Raw genomic sequence first — 16,799 nt, forward strand, 5'->3', positions numbered from 1 at the left:
CGATTGCCCGGGTTTTCCGATGCGTTGACGGCGCTCGGTATCAATTCTCGGCGATGGTTGTTAATCGGTGTGACCGGCTGCTAATTTTCCGGCCAACCCGTGAAAGGACTCTCTGTGTCTGATTTCCTGTACGACGTCGGAATCATCGGTGGCGGCCCCGCCGGGTCGACCATGGCGTCCTATCTCGCGCAGGCAGGTCTGTCCTGCGTCGTACTCGAAGCCGAACATTTCCCGCGGCCGCACGTCGGCGAATCCCTGGTGCCGGCCACCACCCCCGTACTGGCGGAGATAGGCGCCCTGGAGAAGGTCGAGAAGGCGGGCTTCCCCCGCAAGTTCGGAGCCGCCTGGACGGCGGCGGTGGACGACTCCATTCCGCGGCTCGGATTCCAGGGCCTGCACAGCGGATTCCGGCTGGCGGACGTCCAGTTCAGCGAGCGCGACCAGCCCGGGGTCCACCAGGACCACACGTACCACGTGGACCGGGGACGCTTCGACGAGCTGCTGCTGGAGCACGCCTCCGAGCTGGGCGCAGAGGTCCGCCAGGGCGCCCGCGTCCAACGCGTCGACCTGGACGGCGACATCAAGCGCCTCACCTACCGCGAGGGCGGCAACGAGTCGTCGCTGTCGGCCCGGATGGTCGTCGACGCCAGTGGCCGCGGTACCCACCTCGGACGGCAGCTGAAGCTCAAGGAGCCCGACCCGGTCTTCGACCAGTACGCCGTCCACACCTGGTTCGAGGGGCTGGACCGGCAGGCGGTCAGCGGTACCGAGGACCGGGCGGACTACATCTTCGTCCACTTCCTGCCGCTCACCGACACCTGGGTGTGGCAGATCCCCATCACCGACACGATCACCAGCATCGGCGTCGTCACCCAGAAGAGCCGCTTCAAGCAAGCCGCCGCGAACGACCTGGAAGCCTTCTTCTGGGACTCCATCGACACCCGCCCCGAACTGGGCCGCGCACTGCGCGCCGCCCGGCGGGTCCGCCCCTTCAAGGCAGAGGGCGACTACAGCTACGCGATGCGCGAACTGTGCGGCGACGGCTGGCTGTTGGTCGGTGACGCGGCCCGCTTCGTGGACCCGATCTTCTCCAGCGGCGTCAGCGTCGCCCTCAACAGCGCCCGGCTGGCCGCGGGCGACATCATCGCCGCGCACAAGGCCGGGGACTTCGCCCGGCAGCGGTTCGCGAGGTACGAGGGCAAGCTGGGCAAGGCCGTCCGCAACTGGCACGAGTTCATCTCCATCTACTACCGCCTCAACATCCTCTTCACCGCCTTCGTCCAGGACCCGCGCTACCGCGTCGACGTCCTGAAGATGCTCCAGGGCGATGTGTACGACGCCGAGGAACCGGCGGCGCTCGGCAGGATGCGGGAGGTGCTGCGCGAGGTCGAGGCCGACCCGAACCACCTGTGGCACCGGCACCTCGGATCACTGCGGGCCACCGCCCCCGCAACGGGCCGCTGACGGCGACCGGGAAGGCGGATCGTCATGGCTCGTACGGACAACAACAGCGCCGGTATCGCCCGGCCCTGGTGGTTCTGGACCGGTGTGGTCCTCTCCTGCGCGGGGGTCGGCCTGCACCTGCCGATGTTCTTCGCCATGCGCACGATGCACTACCGCATGGCCGGGATGGGAATGGGCGGTTCACCCGACATGATCGCCGGCATGGTCCTGCTGGTGGTGGGACTGGTCGCCGCCGTCATCGGGCTGGTCCGGCACCGGCCCTCGGACGAGGGCGCTTCCGCGGCCGGCCGCTACCGCGTGGAGCCCGGCCCCGAGGACCGGCTCAGCCCGGCCCACCGGCGGCTGATCGCGGCACTCTCGCTGGCCCTGGTCATCGATGTGATGAAGCCCGCCACGCTCGCGTTCATCATCCCGGGAATGCGCGAGGAGTACGGAATCAGCGCCGCCGAGGCGGCCGCGCTGCCGGTGGTGGCGCTGGCCGGCACCATTGCCGGTTCGCTGGTCTGGGGTTGGCTCGCCGACCGCCTCGGGCGCCGGGCCACCATCCTGCTGTCCTCCCTGATGTTCATCACGACCACCGTGTGTGCCGTGATGCCCACCTTCGAGTGGAACCTCTTCATGTGCCTGGTCATGGGGACCGCGGCCGGCGGACTGCTGCCCATCGTGTACGCACTGATGGCGGAGTCGGTGCCGGCCCGTCAGCGCAGCATCGTCATGGTGCTCCAGGCGGGCCTGGCCACGGTCGCCGCGTACTTCTTCACCAGCGCGCTGGCCGCCGTCCTGATCCCGGTCTTCGGCTGGCGCATCATGTGGCTGGTGCACTTCCCGTTCGCCGTCGCCATCATCGTGATGAACCGGTGGATTCCCGAGTCCCCGCGCTTCCTGGTGCGCTACGGCCGGGTCGCCGAGGCCGAACGGATCCTCGCCGACTACCGGATGGTGCTGGCCGACGCGGACCGCACGCCGGCCGAACTCCCAGGGCGCCAGGGCACGGTGGCGCCTCTCTTCGGGCGCGGGGCGCTCGCCAAGACCCTCGTCGTCGGCAGCTATGCGCTCTCCTGGTCCCTCGTCAACTGGGGCTTCATGACCTTCCTGCCCACGCTCCTGGGCAAGGCCGCCGGCGGCCGGGTGCTGCCCCTCTCCTCGCTCCTGGCCGTCCCCGGCACCGTCCTGGTGGCGTACCTCTATGCCCGATGGAGCAGCCGCCGCACCATGGTCCTCTCCGGCGTGGTCACCGTGCTGGCCCTGCTGGGCCTCGCCGCCACCGGCCGCGCCGGCACCGGGCCGGCCGGCTACCTCTCCCTCGCCCTGCTGCTCATCGGCACCAGTGGGGTAGTGGCCACACTGGCCCCGTATGCCGCCGAGATCTACCCGACCGACGTACGAGGCGCGGCGAGCGGGTTCACCGCGGCCTGCAGCAAGGCCGGCGGGCTCTTCGCCCCGCCGCTGATCGGGCTGCTGCTGGCGCACTACCCCGGTATGCGGGTCATCGGGCTGTGCGCCGCCGTGCCGATGGCCTTGGCGACCGTCGCCATCGGGCTGAAGGGCCGGGAGACCGTGGGGCGGGAACTGGAGGAGGGAGCACCGGACCCTGCGGCCGTCCTCCGTCACACAACGGACGAGCGCGGCGCGCGAGCAGGAGCCGCGTGAGCCGGGCCGGCACGGAGCGGAGGGCGGCCGCCCGGAGGCATCACGATTCGTGATCGGTGCCAGATCGGATTGCGTCTTGGACGGCCACCGGCCCGGTGCTGGACTGGGTGCACGGCGGTTCCCCGGCCCCCTCGGCCCAGGGACCGTACGTCAACAGTTCCGTCACGACCCCCGGAGACATCCATGCCTCTCATCCACGTGCAGCAGACCCCTGGTAAGACCGCCGAGCAGAAGGCGGAGCTGGTCCGTGAGCTGACCGACGCCTATGTGAAGGCCACCGGCAGCAAGCCGGAGAGCGTGTGGGTGACCGTGCAGGAGATCGCCACCGACAGCTGGTCGATCGGTGGCGACACGCTCGCGGCCCGCGCCGCCAAGCGCTGACCACAGGGTCCGTCCGCGGGAACCACGGCCTGCGGACGGACCCACTCCCTGGCGCCGTTTCCGGGCCGGATCACCCCCGAGTCCGGCCCGGAAACGGCCGCCCCGCCGGCTCCCGGTCGTCCGGTCGCCCGGTCCCCCCACATCAGGAACAGGAGTTGATGAGCCGCCGTGAGCGACGCGCTTGACACCGCCGTACCGTCTTCCGCCGCCGCCGCCGCAGCCGCTGCCTCGGGTCCCCTGGACCTGCTGGTGGTGGGATGTGGTGCGGGCGGCCTGGCGACCGCGGTCAGCTTCGCCGAGAACGCCCCCGGCAGCCGGGTCCTGGTCCTGGAGCGGTCCAGCCGCTACAACCGCGGCGGGAACACCACCTGGACCGGTTCGTTCCTCCGGCTCGCCGCCGACGGCACGCCGGCGGAGGACTTCGAGAGCCGGATGCACGAACTGAGCGAGGGGCAGTCGGACGCCGGCCACATCGCTGCGCTGAGCCGGAACGCGGAGCCCACCGTGCGCTGGCTCGCCGAGCGGCACGGCGTGGAGTTCGAGACCCGGCCGACCTACTTCGTGACCGCGCGCGGCCCCCGGTTGATGCCCGCCGGCGGCGGCGCCAGCCTGGTGGACAAGCTCGCCACGTCGCTGGAGCGGCTCGGCGGCTCGATCGCCTACGGAGCCCGCGCCACGGCACTGAGCACCGACGTCTTCGGCGGGGTCAACGGCGTCCACGTACAGGAGGACGGCAGGTTGCGGCACATCGCAGCCCGGCGGGTCGTGCTGGCGTGCGGCGGATTCCAGGGGAACCCGGAGCTGCTGGAACGCCATGTGGGGCCCACCGGCGGCGGGTTGCGGCCGATCGCGCCCGGCGGCGAGAACAACCAGGGCGAGGGCATCGAGATGGCGGTGGCGGTGGGAGCCGCCCGCAGCGGCCAGTACGACCGTTTCCACGGCGAGCCCGTCGACCCGCGCAGTCACCAGGCCGAGGCGCTCATCATGGCCTACCCGTACGGGATCCTCGTCAACGCGGACGGGCGGCGCTTCCTGGACGAGGGGGCGGACACCCCCGACAACACCTTCGAGGACGTCGCCTACCGCATCTGGCGCGAGGCCCGGCAGTCCGCGTACCTGATCTGTGACGCCAAGCTGCTGCAGATCGAGGGACACGAGCGGTCGTTGCTCACCGACAAGGACCCGATCACCGCGCCGACCATCGACGAGCTGGCCCGCTCGCTGGACATCGCGCCCGACGAGCTGAGCTGGACCGTGGCCCGGTACAACGACGCCTGCCGGCCCACTCCCTTCGATCCGACCCGGCCGGACGGCAAGCACACCGTCGGCCTCGTGCCGCCGAAGTCCAACTGGGCCGTGGAGCTGGACACCGGGCCGTACATGGCCTGGCCGGTGCACTGCGCCATCACCTTCACCTTCGGCGGGCTGCGCACCGACACCCGCTCGCGCGTGCTGACCGAGCAGGGCGAGCCCGTGCAGGGCCTGTACGCCATCGGTGAGACCGCCGGGCTCTACTACAGCCGCTATCCGGGGGCCACTTCGGTGCTGCGGGCGCTGACATTCGGGCGGCTGGCCGGGGCGGAGATCGCCCAGGCACCGACCCCCACCAGGTGAGTCCTCAGCCGCTCACCCTCGACCAAGGAAGTTGTCCCGTTGCCATGAAGACCGCATCAACACGCACGCCCTACGCGCTGTTGCTCGCCGTCCTGTGCTCGCTGAACGCCGGCGGCCTGTTCGCCTCCGACATCAACCTGCCGGGCGTGCCGGCCACCGCGCACGCCTTCAGCACCCCGGTCGCGTCCGTGCAATGGACGTTCAGCGCCTTCATGATCGGCATCGCGGTCTCGCAGGCGGTCTACGGGCCGATCTCGGACGCGTACGGCCGCAAGCGCGTCATCGTCTCCGGTCTCGGACTGTTCGTCGTGGCGTCCCTGCTGTGCGCGGTGGCACCCACGGTCGAGGTGTTCGGTGCCGGCCGGCTCCTTCAGGCGCTGGGCGCGGGGTCGGGCATGGTGCTCGGCCGGGCCGTGATCAGTGACCTGTACGAGGAGAAGGACGCGGCCCGGATGTTCGCCACGGTCATGCCGATCGTGGGCGTCTCCCCGTCCATAGCCCCGCTGGTCGGCGGATATCTGACCACCTATGTCTCGTGGCGCGCCCCGTTCGTGGTGACCGCGCTGATCGGGGTGGCGACGCTGATCGTGATGGTCACCTCCATTCCGGAGAGCCTGCCGCCGGAGCGGCGCAGCAAGCACCTGGGCGCCACGCTCAAGGGCTACCCCAAGCTGCTGACCCGCCCGCTGTTCTGGGCCTACACCGTCAACCTGGGGGTGGCGTACGGCGGTTACTTCGGTTACCTGGCCGCCTCCCCGCTCGTCTTCGAGAAGATGGGCCTGGCCACCGAGACCACCAGCTACTGCTACATCACCGTCTCGATCGCCTACGTCGCGGGCAACCTGACCTCGCGCACGCTGGTGCGCAAGCGGCCCATCAACCAGCTTCTGTGGATGGGCCACGGGTTCTTCCTCGTCGGAGCGCTGATGATGCTGGGGCTGGGCCTGAGCGGGGCCGGTGCGCCCTGGGGCCTGCTGGTGCTGGTCTTCATGCCGGTGATGACGTACGGCAACGGCTTCCTGCTGCCGCTGTCGATGAGCGCGGGGGTGACGACCTTCCGCTCGACCGCCGGCTCGGCCTCCGGCCTCATGGGCGCGCTCCAACTGCTCGCGGCCTCGCTGGGGATCTTCGTCTCCAGCCGGCTGCCTGCCGGCGACCTGTTCGCCCTGGGGTGGTTCGTCCTGAGTGCCTCAGTGGTGGGAATCGCGGCCTTCGCGCTGTTCCTGTCACTGGCCCGGCGGCAGGAGCGGGCCGGCCGTGAAATGCGGAGCGTCGCGCAGCCTGCCGCGGAATTGCAGGGAGCTACTGCCGAGTAAACAATCGTCCGAAAAGTGTCTGGGTAAAACGCCGCGGACTCCTTTCGTAGTGCCCGATCCGACGAGCGGCCCCATCCAGTGGTGGCGCCGCTCGTCAGTATGCGAGGATTCGCCGTGCGGGCGATCCCCAGCAACCAACCGTTTTGCTTTCAACAATGGGATCGCTCTGAAAATCGGGGGGTCCTGTGGAACTGCGTCAGATTCAGTACTTCGTTGCGGTCGCCGAAGAGCTGCATTTCGGCCGGGCGGCCGAGCGGCTGCACATAGGCCAGCCCGCCGTCAGTCAGCAGGTACGCCGACTGGAACGGGAATTGCACACCCAGCTCTTCGACCGCTCCAGTCGCACCGTCACCCTCACACCGGTCGGCCGGGCACTGCTGCCCGAGGGGCGGGAACTGCTGAAGGCGCTGGACGTCTTCGCCGCAAAGGCCAGGAGGCTGGCCACGCAGAGCGAGGCCACCTTCCGCATCGGCATCAGCTCCGCGCTGGGGGGACGACTGGACGACTTCCTGGACGCCTTGCCCGGCCGCGGCGCCGGCACCCGCTTCGAGTTCCAGACGCTCGACGCCCGTACCCGCCTGGAAGAGGTGCGTGCCGGGCGCCTGGACGCGGCCTTCATCCGCGGCATCGACAGCGCTCCCGGCCTGCGGCTTCTCACTCTTTGGTACGACCCGTTGGTGGTCGCCCTGTCCGCCTCGCACCCGCTGGCCCGGCGCGAGGTGCTGGACCTGGCCGACCTTGCCGGGCTGCCCCTGCGGATGGCCTCCCGCACCGACAACCCCGTGCTGTTCGACACGGTTCTCTCCGCCTGCCGCAAGGCGGGCTTCGAGCCGCCCCTCGGTCCGTCCTCCACCGGACTTCAGGACACCCTCGCCGAGATCGGCGCGGGTGCGCCCGCCTGGACGCTGATGTATCCGACGGCGGCCCGGACCGTCTCCTCCCGCCGGATCGCGCTGCTGCCCCTGGAGGGGGAGCCCATCACCATCTGCATGTTTCTCGCCGTGCGAGAAACCGCAGATCCGGAACGCCTGGAAGTGCTTACGGAGACGAGTGCGCAGGTGCGCCGGAAGGTCGCGGGGGAGCTCCGGCAAAGCCGCCGGCCGCAATGAAAGAGCCGGGGTTAATGGCTGCTGTCGGGTGGGGGTACAAGCCCCCGGCGACTTTTTACCCGGTCATTAGAGTTCGGCCGAAAGCGTGCGGTAGGTTTAGCCGCGTCGGACTCCCGGCTCCTGCCACATCGCGGTGCTTCACCGAATGAAGAGTGTGGCCTTTTTGGTCCGTGGAGTTCACTTACGGGGTGTTGCGGGCTCTTAGGGGGGTCCCGCTCAACAAAAGTGCGCAATTCTCATCGGTCCGTCGCATCGCGACGGACGCGCACGTCTGCTGTCACCCCGCCGACTGCCTGCGCCATATATGGAGGGGTAATGATCGTCAATCTTGATGTGACGCTGCGCGACGGTGGCTATCGCAACAACTTCGACTTCCCGCTCGACTACGCGCTGCACCATGCGCGGGAGAGCGTCGCGGCCGGCATCGAGTGGGTCGAGATCGGCTACCGCAACGGTTCGTTCAAACCGCAGCCCGGCATCGGCCGGACCGGCGTGGGTGCGGACGACTACATCCGTGCGGTCGCCGAGGTCGTCTCGCCCGATCGCCTCTGCATGATCCTGCACCCGAAGAACATCACCTCCGAGGACCTGCCGCGCATGTACGAGGCCGGCATCCGCCTCGTACGGTTCTGCCTGCCCTCCGGTGCGCCCGAGCCGGGGCTTGCCCTGCTCGCCCAGGCCGCTGACCTCGGTTTCACCACCACCGTCAACATCACCCGGGTCAGCCAGCTCGACCGGCGAAGACTTGTCGACCTCGCCGCACTGTCCGGCGACGCCGGCGCCGACGTCGTGTACCTCGCCGACTCCAACGGCAGCATGCTGCCGCGCGAGGTCTCCCAACTGGTCACCCTGGTCCGCTCGGTGACCGACGCGGCCATCGGTCTGCACGCCCACAACAACCTCGGTCTGGCGCTGGCCAACGCGATCGCCGCCGTGGACGCGGGCGCCACCTGGATCGACTCCTCGGTCCTGGGCATGGGCAAGGGCCCGGGCAATCTGGTCACCGAGCAGTGGCTGGCCTACCTCGGCCGGCACAGCCGTCCCGCCGACGGTGGGTACGACCTCGGCCGGATCCTCAACCTCGCCCACCGCATGGAGTCCGAGATCGCGGAGGCCACGCCCTCCCTGCCGCTGCCCGACCTGGTGCTGGGCCACTTCGACCTCTCCGTGGAGGAGCGCGCCAAGCTCCCCGTGGACCGGATCGGCGATGCCTTCTCTGCGGCCCGCGAGCTCACCGCGGCGGGCGCCCGGTGACGTCGCGTCTCCCGCATCCGGAGCCGGTGCGCGACGCCGCGCCGGCTCCGGCCGCCGCAGTTCTGGGCGAGCCCGACGCACCGCGGCATGCGGTCGTCCTCGCCCCCGTCATGCCCCGCTGGGACCATGGCGCCTTCTTCCAGCAGGTCGCGGAACCACTGCTCGCCTCGGGCCACCGGATCACGATCTACGACACCCTCTCCTTACTGTGCGAGGGCGACGACCTCAAGGCCCTCGTGGACCGCTGGGCGACCCACCTCGCCTCCGGCACCGACCGCCCCGACCTGCTGGCCGGCAACGCCCTGGGCGGCGCCGTCGTCCAGGCCCTGCTCACCCACGAATGGACCCACCGCTCCAAGGTGTTGCTGCTCTCCGGCCCCACCGTCGCCGACGACCAGCTGAACACCGAACTGGAACGGATCGCCGCCGCCGTCGGCACCCACGGCCTGTCCACGGCGCTGCACCTCCTCGAAGAGGTCGTCAGCGGCCCGGCCCGGGGGCCCGGGAGCGGACCGCGGCAGCGGACCCGACCGGCGGCCGCACCAGGCCCCGCGCCGGACGAAGCCGCGGCGGGACGACGACTGTCCACCGGACTGCGACTGCTGCACGACGCCGACGCCCGGCAGTCCGTGCGGGACTTCCCCGGACCACTGCTGCACCTGTACGGCGAACAGTCGCTGCTCGTCCAGGCCAAGCACCTGGCCACCGGCCCCCGCCCACGGCACCACCTGGTGGGCATCCCGCAGGCCGGAATGCGCCCGCACGCCGACCAACCGGCCCTCACCCGAGACGCCGTCGCCCGCTTCCTGGGAGCTGAAGAGTCATGAACCGCAAGACCGTCGCAGTCCTGCCCGGCGACGGCATCGGACCGGAGGTCCTGGACGCCGCCCTGCCGGTGATCGAGGCCCTCGGCCTGCCAATCGACCTGGAATTCGGTGACATCGGCTGGGAGTGCTGGCGCGCCGAGGGCACCCCCGTGCCTGACCGCACCTGGGACCTGATCGACCGCAGCGACGCCGTCCTGCTCGGCGCCACCACCAGCAAGCCGCGCCGCGAGGCGCTGGCGGAACTGGCCCCCGAACTCCGCGAAGCCGCCCCGCAGTACATCTCGCCGATCATTCAACTCCGCCAGCGCCTGGACCTGTTCGCCAACCTGCGGCCGGTCGAGAACTACCTCGGCGGTGGCACGCCGTACCGCTTCTGCGTGGTCCGGGAGAACACCGAGGGCCTGTACGCCGGCCTGGACTGGAACCACGTACCGGACGACATGTGGCCGCTGGTCGCCGAACACCCCAACGTCCGCCGCAGCGGCCGCTCCGGCTCCACCGCGAGCATCCGGCTGCAGACCTCGCACGGCCTGGACCGCATCCTGCGCTTCGCCTTCGAGACCGCCCGGGACCACGGCTACGAGCGGGTCACCCTCGCCGACAAGCCCAACGTCCTCCGGCAGAGCAGCGCATACGTCCTGGAGCGACTGGAAGCGATCGGCGCCGACTACCCGGAGATTCCCTTCGAGGTCCTCAACGTGGACGCGGTCGCCCTGTGGATGGCGCGCCGCCCGGAGCGGTTCGGCGTGATCGTCGCCGAGAACATGTTCGGCGACATCCTCTCCGACCTCGGCGGCGGCGTGATGGGCGGACTGGGCCTGGCGCCCAGCGCCAACATCGGCGAGGCCGGCAACTACTTCGAGCCGGTGCACGGCAGCGCCCCGGCGATGGCCGGACACGGCCGCGCCAACCCCGCCGCGGCGTTCCTCACCATCGGCCTGATGCTGGCGCACCTCGGCTTCAAGGACGAGGCCGGCAGCATCCAGGACGCCGTACGGCATGTCACCCGCCGCCGTGACCGGGTCACCTACGACCTGGGCGGCGCCGCCACCACCACCGAAGCGGCCCGGGCGGTCATCGACGCCTGCCGCGAGGTACCCCACACCCCCACCGCCGCCATCATCACCATCGGCGACGAACTGCTCCGCGGTGACCTGGAGGACTCCAACGCGGGCAACGCCTCCCGGATGCTCGGCGAGCGCGGCATCCCGGTCCGCGTCCGCCACACCATCGGCGACGACGAGGCGACCATCGCCGACGCCATCCGGCCCTCCCTCGGCCGCGACGACGTCATCGTGGTGATGGGCGGACTCGGCCCCACCTCCGACGATGTGACCCGCAGTGCCGTGGCCCGCGCGCTGGGACGCCCGCTGGAGCACCGGGAGGAGGCCTGGCAGGGCGTCGTGGCACGCCTCACCCGCTTCGGCGTCGCCATCCACGACGACAACCGCCGGCAGGCGCTGTTCGCCGCGGGAGCCGACCTGCTGCCGAACACCAACGGCACCGCCTGGGGCTGCCGCACCGAGGCCCAGGGCAGCACCGTGATCATGCTCCCCGGCCCGCCCCGCGAATGCCTGCCGATGCTGGAGTCCGTGCTGCGCGACGGCCTGCCGCACCTCCCCGAGCCGCCCGAGGTGACCACCGTCTTCCGTCGCACGCTCGGCATCATCGAGGCGGACGCGGCAGCCCTGGTCGATGAGCTCGTACGCGACAGCGGAGTGCCGGGGAAGCCCGCCTACCGCTGGCACTACCCGTACGTCGACATCCGGCTCGGCTGCCCGCCGGAAGCCGCCGATGACCTGGCCAAGCGGCTGGACGCGGCGCTCGCCGACCACATCGTCACCGACCGGGACCGCACCGCGGTCCAGGAACTGGCCGAGCTCCTGGACGAGCACGCCCTCGTCCTGACCGTCGACGACCGGCTCACCGAGGGCCTCTTCGCCTCCGAAGTGGCCCGCGAACGCGCCACCGCCGACGGCTCGGGCGAGCTCGATGTCGCCCTGTCCGGAGTCTGGGACGGCGGGGACCGTACGACCCACACCGGCACGCTCGCGCTCACCTGCACCGTCCAGGACGGGACCGGCGAGCACACCAGCACCCTGACGGTCCCCAACCGCGGGCCCGAAGTCGCCACGTACGCCACCGAGTTCGCCGCCTGGTCCCTCGCCCGGCACCTCACCGGCCGCCGCACGCCCACGGAGGAATCCGCATGACCACCGCCACCGATACCCCGGTGCCCACCGAGGCGTTGCGTGAGCGCCTGTCCCGTCTGGACACCGCCGCCCTCTCCGACGCGATGGACAGCATGCGCACCCCGCCGTGCGTGCTGCCCGGCATCCGGCCGCGCACCCCCGGCACCGTCGCCTGCGGACCCGCCTTCACCGTCCGCTACCGCCCCATCGACGACACCACCACCTTTCACAACGCCGCCAACTACATCGACGACGTGCCGGCCGGCTCGGTCGTCGTCGTGGACAACGCCGGCAGCCGCACCTGCACCAACTGGGGCTCCCTGCTCAGCTCCGTCGCCCTGCACCGCGACATCTCCGGCACCGTCGTGCACGGCTCGGTGCGGGATGTGAAGGAGAGCCGATCCGCCGGATACCCGCTGTTCAGCACCGATGTGACCATGGTCAGCGGCAAGAACCGGGTGGTACTGGACCGCACGGGCGTCGAGGTGGACATCGCCGGTACCACCGTCGCCCCGGGCGACTGGATCGTCGCCGACGACAACGGTGCGCTGCGCATCCCGGCCGCTCTCGTCGAGGAGGTCGTCCGCCGCGCCGAGGCCGTGGAACGTACCGAGTCCCGTATCCGGGAAGCCGCGCTCGGCGGCAGCCGGCTGGACGAGGCCCGCGCCCGCTTCGGCTACGCGCGTCCGTGGGAGGACGGGGGCGAGCATGGCGACCGCTGAGTCCGCCGAGGGCACCACCCCAGCTCAGGGCCCGGCCGCAGAGCCGTCCACCGAGGCGGTCACCGCACCGGAACCGGCCGCCGCGCGGCCCGCGCCACCGGCCCCGAGGGACGCGCGGTTCATCGACGTCCACTACCACGTCGGCCCGGACGCGTATCTGCGCCGCCACACCGCCGCCACCGCCGGCGCGATCTATGCCGAGCACGGTGGCTGGGTGGTCCTCAAGAACCATCTCGGCTCGACCGCCGCCCAGGCATGGGAGGCCCGCCAGCAGGGGCTGCCCGTCTCCGGCTCGATCGTCCTCAACGACCTGGCGGGCGGGTTCGACCTGCGGGCCGTGGAACAGGCCGTCATCCAGCACGGTGACGACAGCGGGCTGCGGCTGATCGTCCACCTCCCCACGGTCACCGGCCGCAGCCACCGCAGCCGGCTGACCCGTACCCCCTCCCACCCGCTCCTCGCCGACGGGCAGCGCCCGCTGACCGTCACCGACGACCGCGGAACGCTGCGCCCGGAGGTCCGCGAACTCCTGCGCGCCGCCCGCGATCTGCCGGTGGTCATCTCCACCGGCCACGCCGACGGACACGAGGTGCGGCTGCTGGTCGACGAGGCCGTGCGGCTGGACCTGCCCCGCCTGATGCTCAACCAGCCCGCCAACCCGATGACCGGCCTGACCTGCAAGGACCTCGTCGAGGTGGCCGCTGCCGAACAGGTGTGGACCGAGCAGACCGCGCTCACCCGCCTTCTCGAATATCAGGACTGGACCGACTTCGCCGACGTGCTGTCCCTCCTCCCGAGGGTCGTCTACAGCTCGGACCTCGGCCAGCCGTCCCAGATGGACATCGAGTCCTGGCTGACGTGGAACCAGAAGGTTTTCCACTGGGCCGGCTTGACGCAGGAACGGATCACGGAACTCATCCACACCGCGCCGCTGGAGATGCTGAGCCTGTGACCGCACCGCCGATCCTGCCGGCGCTGCTGCTCTCCCTGCCCCTCGTGCTCACCGCATGCTGGGCGGGGGGAGCGGTGTGCAAGCGCCTGGGTCAACCACCCGTCATCGGCGAGATCGCCGCCGGCATCCTGCTCGGCCCCTCCGTGCTCGGCCGTGCCTGCCCGGCGGCGACGGCCGCGCTCTTCCCACCCGACCTCGCCCCCGTCCTGGACTCCCTGGGCCAACTGGGCCTGCTGTGCTTCATGTTCCTGCTCGGCCGGGAACTGGATCCGGAAGTGGTACGCGGCGAGCGCCGCACCGCCCTCACGGTCGCCCTGACCGGCCTCGCCGTCCCGCTGGTGTGCGGTGCCCTGCTCGCCCTCGCCCTCTACGGCCCCTACGCACCCGAGACCGCCGACCGCCTCCCGTTCGCCCTCTTCCTGGGGGTGGCACTGAGCATCACCGCCTTCCCGGTCCTGGCGCGCATCCTCGCCGACCGCGGGCTGACCGGCACCCGCCTGGGCGCCCTGTCCCTGACCTGCGCTGCCGTCGACGACGTACTGGCCTGGTCGTTGCTGGCCCTGGTCGCCGCCCTCGCCCGCAACACCTCGCTCGGCGCCGTCCTGCGCACGGTCCTCCTCACCGTTGCCTTCGCGGCACTGCTGCTCCGCGTCGTACGCCCGCTGCTCGCCCGCGTCCTGCGGCACACCGGAGCCGCCACCACCTTCGCACTCGTCGCCTGCTGCCTGTGCCTGGCGGCTCTGGCCACGGACCGGATCGGCGTCCATGCGGTCGTCGGGGCCTTCCTCTTCGGCGCCGCCACCCCCCGGGACTCCGCTTCCGTCCGTCAAGTGGCCGCGGGAATGGCCCAGTTCGCCATCCCCTTCCTGCTCCCGCTCTTCTTCATCAGCACAGGTCTGCGGATCGACATCGGCACGCTCGGACCGCACCTGGCCTCCTGGCTGTGGTGCGGCGTCATCCTGCTCGTCGCGACCGCCACCAAATGGGGCGGCACCGCCCTCGCGGCCCGTGCCTGCGGCTCGGACTGGCGCGACGCGCTCTCCCTCGGCGCCCTGATGAACTGCCGCGGCCTCACCGAACTCATCGTGCTGACCGCCGGATCGGACCTGCACCTCATCGGTCCCGAGCTCTACACCATGCTCGTCCTGATGGCCCTGACCGCCACGGCGCTCACTTCACCCGCCCTGACCGTCCTCCTGCGCAAGGGACCACCCCAACGACACCGCTCACCGAGCCCACCGAGCACATCGGGCGCACCACGTGGCACAGCGCAGCCGGTCGGGAACAGCTGAGCGCTTCGTCAGCTGGGCACCTACCTGGTGATCGGACGGGCAGCGGCTGCGCGGGCGGGTGGCTCAGCGGGTGGGCCTGGTTTCCAGCGGTACAACCTCATGAGGCGGGCCGGGGCGCGCCGGAACCGGGCTGGGAGCCGTAAGCGGTCAGGAAGCGGTTGCGGAAGGTGTCCATGCGCCAGACCGGTGCCTTCGGGCCGGGCCGGAGGCCGGGCGTCCAGTGCCAGCCGGAAATGCGCTTCAGCACCGCCGGGTCATGGGCGACCAGCGTGACCGGGACGTCATGGACGGCATGGTCGCCGGAGACCTTGGCGAGGGGCTGGTGGTCGCCGAGGAAGACCAGGACGGTGTCCTTGGTGCCGTACTTCTGCAGGTACGCGATGAGGCTGTGCAGCGAGTACTGGATGGACTTGCCGTATTCGGTGCGTATGTGAGCGGTGTGCTGCCAGACGTCCACGGGGTTTTTCCCGGCCTTTTTGATGGCGTTGTAGACCGAGCCGTCACCGATCTCGTCCCAGCCGATCATCTTGGGGAGGGGGGCCCAGGGATTGTGGCTGGAGGTGAGGATGACGAAGGACATCAGCGGCTTCGAGTGTGGCTCGGCCCGCTGCCCGGCCCGCTCCTTGGCGCGGTTCTTGCCGTGTTCCAGGCGCTCGAAGGCCGACAGGGCGTACTGGTCGGGCATCGTCGACCAGCTGAATTTTGGCCCCTGGTAGCCGAGGTCACGGGAGTCATAGACGCGGTCGAGGCCGTACAAGGACGCCTCCGGCCAGCCCTTGGTGAGGCCCGGCATGATGCCGACCGTCCGCCAGGCGCCGGTGCGTTTGAAGGCGCTGGTGAGGGTCAGGCGATCGCTGGCGGTGAGGGTGCGGTAGCGCTGTTGGTTGTCGATCCACAGGCCCGACATGAACGTGGAGTGGCCCAGCCAGCTGCTCCCGCCGTAGGTCGACGAGGTGAGCCAGCCGCTCCGGGCGGAGTACCCGGCCGCACGCAGCCGCTTGGTCCCGTCCGCGAGGGCTGCGTCGACTCCCGGCGCCATCAACGGGTCTTCGATGGCGCTGCGCCCGTAACTCTCTATGAACGCGAAGATGACGTCCTTGCCGCGCAGTCCGGTCAGCAGCCGGTCGCCCGGGGTGTCGCGGAACGCGTCGGCGCCGGCCTCCTTCGCGAACGCCTGCTCGTCCGCCAGGCTCGCCCGCACCTGTTGCGCCCGGTTCTGCAGGACTCCGGCTGTGCTTTCCGCGGCCACCGGTACGCCGGCCACCTGCACGCCGCTCACCGTGCAGGCGACCCAGAGGGTCCCGAGCACCAGAGTGACCCGGGTCGCGATGGCGCTGTGCCGGGCCATGAGAGTGCCGAGCCGAACGACCGCCAGCGTCATGAGGACGAGCAGGGTGAGAACGAGGACCAGGGCTCCGATCGCGACAGCGCTCGCCTTCGCCCGGCCGATCGAGTCCTGGAGGAACGATTCACCATCGCCGAGCAGTGTCCAGTCGAAGACCGGATTGAACCCTCGGCCGAGAGCCTCGTTGAAGCCGATGTCGAGGAGGTTCAGCACGGTCAGCAGGCCGAGGCCGGCCCCGGCGAGAGCAGACGCCACGCGCCTCGCCCTCGGTGGGAGGACGAGCAACAGGGCGGCACCGAAGACGGCCTCCACAGGGATGCGGATGAACTGACCGGGAGTCAGGAGAGTCAGCTGACTCGGCAGGAGGAGGGCGAGGAGGACGAGGAGGGCGGAGAGGGCCGTGGTGCCGTAGGCGAGGATCCGCGCGGTGGACGGGTGACGGTCGCGCCAGGTGTCGCCAGCGGCGATGTCATCACCCGTGGCGGCATCGTCCGGGACCCGCTCTGCAGGCGCGTCCGGCGGCAGGCCCGCGTCCGCGAGTGGCTCTTCGGCTGTGGCTGCCTCGTCCGCGGTGGCCGCTGCGTCCGCATTCGGCTGCTGATGAAGGCGCGGGGAGAGTGACAACGCGAAGGTCCTTCCGTGCGGGGCCCGGTGGTGGCACGGCAGGCCAGGACCTGCAAG

Annotated in this window: 13 protein-coding genes; 12 read left to right on the forward strand and 1 reads right to left on the reverse strand. The window is 70.6% G+C overall.

Annotated features, from left to right (window positions below):
* Positions 1–114: 114 nt before the first annotated feature.
* The 12 genes from ACGF4C_RS35205 to ACGF4C_RS35260 all read left to right on the forward strand — a co-directional run bounded on the left by ACGF4C_RS35205 (position 115) and on the right by ACGF4C_RS35260 (position 14,773).
* On the forward strand, positions 115–1,464 hold the full coding sequence (locus tag ACGF4C_RS35205) for an NAD(P)/FAD-dependent oxidoreductase (RefSeq protein ID WP_393572081.1): 1,350 nt from the start codon (positions 115–117) through the stop codon (positions 1,462–1,464).
* A 24-nt stretch (positions 1,465–1,488) separates the two neighbouring features.
* On the forward strand, positions 1,489–3,114 hold the full coding sequence (locus ACGF4C_RS35210; protein WP_393572083.1) for an MFS transporter: 1,626 nt from the start codon (positions 1,489–1,491) through the stop codon (positions 3,112–3,114).
* Positions 3,115–3,297: 183 nt separating this feature from the next.
* Positions 3,298–3,495 (forward strand): 4-oxalocrotonate tautomerase family protein, encoded by a 198-nt coding sequence (locus ACGF4C_RS35215; protein WP_030413313.1) that lies wholly within the window; start codon positions 3,298–3,300, stop codon positions 3,493–3,495.
* 168 nt (positions 3,496–3,663) lie between these two features.
* On the forward strand, positions 3,664–5,109 hold the full coding sequence (locus tag ACGF4C_RS35220; protein ID WP_393572085.1) for an FAD-binding protein: 1,446 nt from the start codon (positions 3,664–3,666) through the stop codon (positions 5,107–5,109).
* Between the two features lie 44 nt (positions 5,110–5,153).
* Complete coding sequence (locus tag ACGF4C_RS35225; RefSeq protein WP_393572087.1) at positions 5,154–6,425, forward strand: multidrug effflux MFS transporter; 1,272 nt, start codon at positions 5,154–5,156, stop codon at positions 6,423–6,425.
* A gap of 185 nt (positions 6,426–6,610) precedes the next feature.
* Positions 6,611–7,534 (forward strand): LysR family transcriptional regulator, encoded by a 924-nt coding sequence (locus ACGF4C_RS35230; protein WP_393572089.1) that lies wholly within the window; start codon positions 6,611–6,613, stop codon positions 7,532–7,534.
* Positions 7,535–7,849: 315 nt separating this feature from the next.
* Positions 7,850–8,788, forward strand: coding sequence for a hypothetical protein (locus ACGF4C_RS35235; RefSeq protein WP_393572091.1), 939 nt, complete (start codon positions 7,850–7,852; stop codon positions 8,786–8,788).
* A complete protein-coding gene (locus ACGF4C_RS35240; protein WP_393572093.1) occupies positions 8,785–9,615 on the forward strand; it encodes a hypothetical protein in 831 nt (276 codons plus the stop codon). The genes ACGF4C_RS35235 and ACGF4C_RS35240 overlap by 4 nt, the downstream gene beginning before the upstream one ends.
* On the forward strand, positions 9,612–11,828 hold the full coding sequence (locus ACGF4C_RS35245; protein WP_393572095.1) for an isocitrate/isopropylmalate family dehydrogenase: 2,217 nt from the start codon (positions 9,612–9,614) through the stop codon (positions 11,826–11,828). Before ACGF4C_RS35240 ends, ACGF4C_RS35245 begins: the two co-directional genes overlap by 4 nt.
* Entirely contained in the window at positions 11,825–12,529 is a 705-nt protein-coding gene (locus ACGF4C_RS35250) for an RraA family protein (protein ID WP_393572097.1), read from the forward strand. The genes ACGF4C_RS35245 and ACGF4C_RS35250 overlap by 4 nt, the downstream gene beginning before the upstream one ends.
* A complete protein-coding gene (locus ACGF4C_RS35255; RefSeq protein ID WP_393572099.1) occupies positions 12,516–13,481 on the forward strand; it encodes a DUF6282 family protein in 966 nt (321 codons plus the stop codon). Before ACGF4C_RS35250 ends, ACGF4C_RS35255 begins: the two co-directional genes overlap by 14 nt.
* A complete protein-coding gene (locus ACGF4C_RS35260) occupies positions 13,478–14,773 on the forward strand; it encodes a cation:proton antiporter (protein WP_393572101.1) in 1,296 nt (431 codons plus the stop codon). Before ACGF4C_RS35255 ends, ACGF4C_RS35260 begins: the two co-directional genes overlap by 4 nt.
* A gap of 97 nt (positions 14,774–14,870) precedes the next feature.
* On the opposite strand, the gene ACGF4C_RS35265 is transcribed toward ACGF4C_RS35260, so the two are convergent.
* Positions 14,871–16,742 (reverse strand): sulfatase, encoded by a 1,872-nt coding sequence (locus ACGF4C_RS35265; protein WP_393572103.1) that lies wholly within the window; start codon positions 16,740–16,742, stop codon positions 14,871–14,873.
* Positions 16,743–16,799: the final 57 nt, after the last annotated feature.

This window comes from Streptomyces sp. NPDC048197 (assembly GCF_043202395.1).
Taxonomy (GTDB): Bacteria; Actinomycetota; Actinomycetes; order Streptomycetales; family Streptomycetaceae; genus Streptomyces; species Streptomyces siderophoricus.

Coding starts and splice junctions, on each gene's coding strand:
- ACGF4C_RS35210 (WP_393572083.1), top strand. CDS start 1,489: ATGGCTCGTACGGACAACAACAGCGCCGGTATCGCCCGGCCCTGGTGG.
- ACGF4C_RS35215 (WP_030413313.1), top strand. CDS start 3,298: ATGCCTCTCATCCACGTGCAGCAGACCCCTGGTAAGACCGCCGAGCAG.
- ACGF4C_RS35225 (WP_393572087.1), top strand. CDS start 5,154: ATGAAGACCGCATCAACACGCACGCCCTACGCGCTGTTGCTCGCCGTC.
- ACGF4C_RS35235 (WP_393572091.1), top strand. CDS start 7,850: ATGATCGTCAATCTTGATGTGACGCTGCGCGACGGTGGCTATCGCAAC.
- ACGF4C_RS35245 (WP_393572095.1), top strand. CDS start 9,612: ATGAACCGCAAGACCGTCGCAGTCCTGCCCGGCGACGGCATCGGACCG.
- ACGF4C_RS35250 (WP_393572097.1), top strand. CDS start 11,825: ATGACCACCGCCACCGATACCCCGGTGCCCACCGAGGCGTTGCGTGAG.
- ACGF4C_RS35255 (WP_393572099.1), top strand. CDS start 12,516: ATGGCGACCGCTGAGTCCGCCGAGGGCACCACCCCAGCTCAGGGCCCG.